The sequence below is a fragment of the Kitasatospora sp. NPDC057500 genome (assembly GCF_042802195.1).
Classification (GTDB): Bacteria; Actinomycetota; Actinomycetes; order Streptomycetales; family Streptomycetaceae; genus Kitasatospora.
On the sequence record NZ_JBHVER010000364.1, the window covers coordinates 1 to 4,216 of the forward strand.

A 4,216-nucleotide genomic window follows, 5' to 3' on the forward strand; every position below is an offset into this window, starting at 1 on the left:
ACGGGGCGGCCGGTGGCGGGAGCGGTGTGGGTGGTCCAGTCGACGGGCGCGCCGTGGGCGTGGAGTTGGGCGGCGGAGGTGAGGAACTGGGTCCAGTCGCCCTTGTGGCGGCGGAGGGTGCCGGTGGTGTGGGTGGGGGTGTCGGTGTGGTCGGTGTGGTTGAGGATGTCTTGGATGCTGGTGGTGAGGACGGGGTGGGTGCTGATCTCGATGAGCTGGTGGTGGCCGTCGGTGATGAGGGTGTGGGCGGTGTCGGTGAACAGGACGGTTTGGCGGAGGTTCCGGTACCAGTACTCGGTGTCGAGGGTGGTGGTGTCGGTGGTGAGGGTGCCGGTGACGGTGGAGTAGAAGGGGGTGTGGCCGGTCTGGGGGGTGATGTCGTGCAGGTCGTTGAGGAGTTGGTTGCGGATGACTTCGACGTGGGCGGAGTGGGAGGCGTAGTCGACGGGGATGGTGCGGGCGTCGATGTGCTGGTCGGTGCAGGCGGCTACGAGCTCGGCGAGGGCGGTGGCGTCGCCGGAGACGATGGTGGTGGCGGGGCCGTTGAGGGCGGCGATGCTGATGCGGTCGGTCCAGGGGGCGAGGAGGGCTTCGGCCTGGTCGGCGGGCAGGGGGAGGGAGACCATGCCGCCTTGGCCGGCGATTTGTCGTAGGGCTTGGGAGCGGAGGGCGACGATGCGTGCGGCGTCGGGGAGGGTGAGGATGCCGGCGGTGTGGGCGGCGGCGATCTCGCCCTGGGAGTGGCCGATGACGGCGTGGGGCTGGACACCGTGGGACTGCCAGAGGGCGGCGAGGGAGACCATGGTGGCGAACAGGGTGGGTTGGACGACGTCGATGCGTTCCAGGGAGGGGGCGTCGGGGTGGTCCTGGATGACGTCGAGGAGTGACCAGTCGACGTGCGGGGCCAGGGCGTCGGCGCAGGCGTGGATGTGGTCGCGGAAGACGGTGCTGGTCCGGAAGAGGTCGCGGCCCATGCCGGCCCATTGTGAGCCCTGACCGGGGAAGACGAACGTGGTCTTCCCCCGTCCCTGCCCCCGGTGGTCGGTGGGCCCGGTGACGAGGTGGGGTGAGGGCCGGCCCTCCTTCAGCGCGGTGAGTGCGTCGAGGAGGTCGCTGCGGTCGTGGGCGATGACGGCGGCGCGGTGGTCGAAGGCGGTGCGGGTGGTGGCCAGGGCGTGGGCGATGTCGCGGACGTCCACCTCCGGGCGGTCCGTCGCGAAGGCGTGCAGCTGAGCGGCCTGATCGGCCAACGCTTCAGGGGACTTGCCGGAGACCAGCCACACCTGGGGCCCGTCGACGGGTGTCTCTTCCGGGGCGCTGGTGTCGGTGGTGGGGGGTTGTTCGAGGATGAGGTGGGCGTTGGTGCCGCTGATGCCGAAGGAGGAGACGGCGGCGCGGCGGGGGTGGTCGGTGGCCGGCCAGGGGGTCTGTTCGGTGAGGAGGCTGATGTTGCCGGCGGTCCAGTCGACGTGCGGGGTCGGTGCGTCGATGTGGAGCGACTGGGGCAGGGTGCCGTGCTGCATGGCGAGGATCATCTTGATGACGCTGGCGACGCCGGCGGCGGCCTGGGTGTGGCCGATGTTCGACTTGATGGAGCCGAGGTGCAGGGGTTGGTCGGCGGGGCGGTCCTGGCCGTAGGTGGCGAGGAGTGCCTGGGCCTCGATCGGGTCGCCGAGGCGGGTGCCGGTGCCGTGGGCCTCGACGGCGTCCACCTGATCGGTGGTCAGGCCAGCGCTCGCCAGGGCCTGGCGGATGACCCGTTCCTGGGAGGGGCCGTTGGGGGCGCTGAGCTGGCTGCTCGTGCCGTCCTGGTTGACGGCGCTGCCCCGGATCAGTGCCAGCACGGTGTGCCCGTTGCGCTGGGCGTCCGACAACCGCTCCAGCATGACCAGGCCGACACCCTCGGCCCAGCCGGTGCCGTCGGCGGCCGCGGCGAAGGGCTTGCAGCGGCCGTCGGGCGAGAGGCCGCGCTGGCGGCTGAACTCGATGAAGGTGTTCGGGGTGGCCATGAGGGTGGCGCCGCCGGCGAGGGCGAGGTCGCACTCGTTGTTGCGCAGGGCCTGGGCGGCGAGGTGGAGGGCGACCAGCGAGGAGGAGCACGCGGTGTCGACGGTGACGGCAGGGCCTTCGAGGCCCAGGGTGTAGGAGATGCGGCCGGAGGCGATGCTGCCGGCGCTGCCGATACCGAGGTAGCCCTCCAGGTCCTTGGGCTTTTCCGGGAAGCGGGCGGCGTAGTCGTTGTACATGACGCCGGCGAACACCCCGGTGCGGCTGCCGCGCAGGGTGGACGGGTCGATGCCCGCGCGTTCGGTCGCCTCCCACGCGCACTCCAGCAGCAGGCGCTGTTGCGGGTCGATGGTCAGCGCCTCACGCGGGCTGATCCCGAAGAACTCCGCGTCGAACCCGTCCGCCTCGGACAGGAACCCGCCATGGCGCGAGTACGTCTTGTGCGGCGCGTCCGGATCCGGGTCGTACAGCGCCTCGGTGTCCCACCCGCGCTCCTCGGGGAAACCGGAAATCGCATCCGTGCCCCCCAGGACGAGACCCCACAATTCCTCGGGCGACCGCACACCACCGGGATAGCGGCACCCCATCCCCACCACCGCAATAGGCTCACGTGCTGCGGCAATGAGAAGTTGATTCTGCTGCCGAAGCCTTTCGGTTTCCTTGACGGAGGCGCGGAGGGCGGTTACGACTTGATCGAGAGACATGGCCATGGGAACTTTGCACCTCTGAATTCGTCAGGACTCGGTTTTGGTGCCCAGTGCGATCTGAACCAGACTCTCCGCGTCCATGCTGTCGATCAGGTCTACGGAGGAGCTGTCAGTGGTCAGCGCTTCGTTGTCGGGCGCGGCGAGTTGAAGCAGTGTGTCGAGCAGGCCGGAATTGCGTAGCGTGGTGAGGGGAATAGAGGTCAATGCCTCGCGAACCCTCGTTTCCATCGCATCGGCTTCGACTTCTTCGCCGGACGTCGTGACCAGCTGTGTTCGCAGGTAGTGCGCGAGTGTGGTGGGGGTGGGGTGGTCGAGTATTGCGGTGGTGGGGAGGCGCAGGCCGGTGGCGGCGCCGATCTTGTTGCGGAGTTCGACGGCGGTGAGGGAGTCGAGTCCCATGTCGAAGAAGCCGCGGTGCTCGTCGATTCCGTTGGGGTTGGTGTGGCCGAGGGCGGTGGCCACGTGGTCGCGGACGAGGCCGAGGAGGAACTGTTCCTGTTCGGTCTCGGTGAGCGGTGTGAGCGTGTGGGTCAGCGGCTGTCCGGCGTTGCTGTTGCCGTTGTTCGCGGTGGCGGGCCGGGCGGCCGGTAGGAGGGTGCGGTAGATGGGCGGGAGGTCGGGGTTGTTGCGGAGGGCGGTGGTGTTGAGGCGGGCGGTGAAGTGGTGGGGTCGGTTGCTGTTGAGGGTGTGGTCGAAGAGCGCGAGGGCGTCCGCAGTGGGGAGAGGCGCGATCCCGGTGCGGTTGAGCCGGGCGTGGTCGGTGCTGTTGAGGTGGCTGGTGATCGTGCTGGATTCCTGCCAGAGTCCCCAGGCCAGGGAGGTGGCTGGCAGCCCGAGCGCCTTCCGGTGGTGGGCGAGGGCGTCGAGGAAGGTGTTGGCGGCGGCGTAGTTGGCCTGGCCGGCGTTGCCCAGGACTCCCGTGACGGAGGAGTAGAGGACGAAGGCGGCGAGGTCGAGGTGCCGGGTCTGGTGGTGGAGGTTCCAGGCGGCGTCGGTCTTCGGGCGAAGAACGGTGTCCAGGCTGTCCGGGGTGAGGTTGGGCAGGGTGGCGTCCTGGACGACGCCGGCGGTGTGGATGACGGCGGTGAGGGGGTGGGCGTCGGGGATGTCGGCGAGGAGGGTGGCGAGTTGGTCGGGGTCGGCGGTGTCGCAGGCGGTGATGGTGACCTCGGCGCCGAGATCGTTCAGCTCCTTGCGCAGCTCGTCGGCGCCCTCGGCCCGGGAGCCGCTGCGGCTGACCAGGAGGAGCTGGGTGTGTCCCTGGGCGACCAGGTGGTGGGCGAGGAGGCTGCCGAGGGTGCCGGTGCCGCCGGTGATGAGGATGGTGCCGTCGGGGTTGAGGGCGGTTGGGGTGGTGCTGGTTGTGGTGGTGGTGCGGGTGAGGCGGGGTGTGTGGATGGTGTTGTTGCGGATGGCGAGTTGGGGTTCGTTGGTGGTGAGGGCGGTGTGGAGGGTGTGGGGGTTGGTGGGGGTGGTGTCGAGGTCGATGAGGGTGAAGCGGT

2 protein-coding genes are annotated in these 4,216 nt (G+C 69.6%); both read right to left on the minus strand.

Going from position 1 to position 4,216, the window contains the following annotated elements; translation table 11 throughout:
• On the minus strand, positions 1-2,738 hold a 2,738-nt coding region (locus ACFU74_RS36395; protein ID WP_380764415.1), incomplete at its 3' end, for a type I polyketide synthase.
• 3 nt (positions 2,739-2,741) lie between these two features.
• On the minus strand, positions 2,742-4,216 hold a 1,475-nt coding region (locus tag ACFU74_RS36400), incomplete at its 5' end, for a beta-ketoacyl reductase (RefSeq protein ID WP_380764414.1).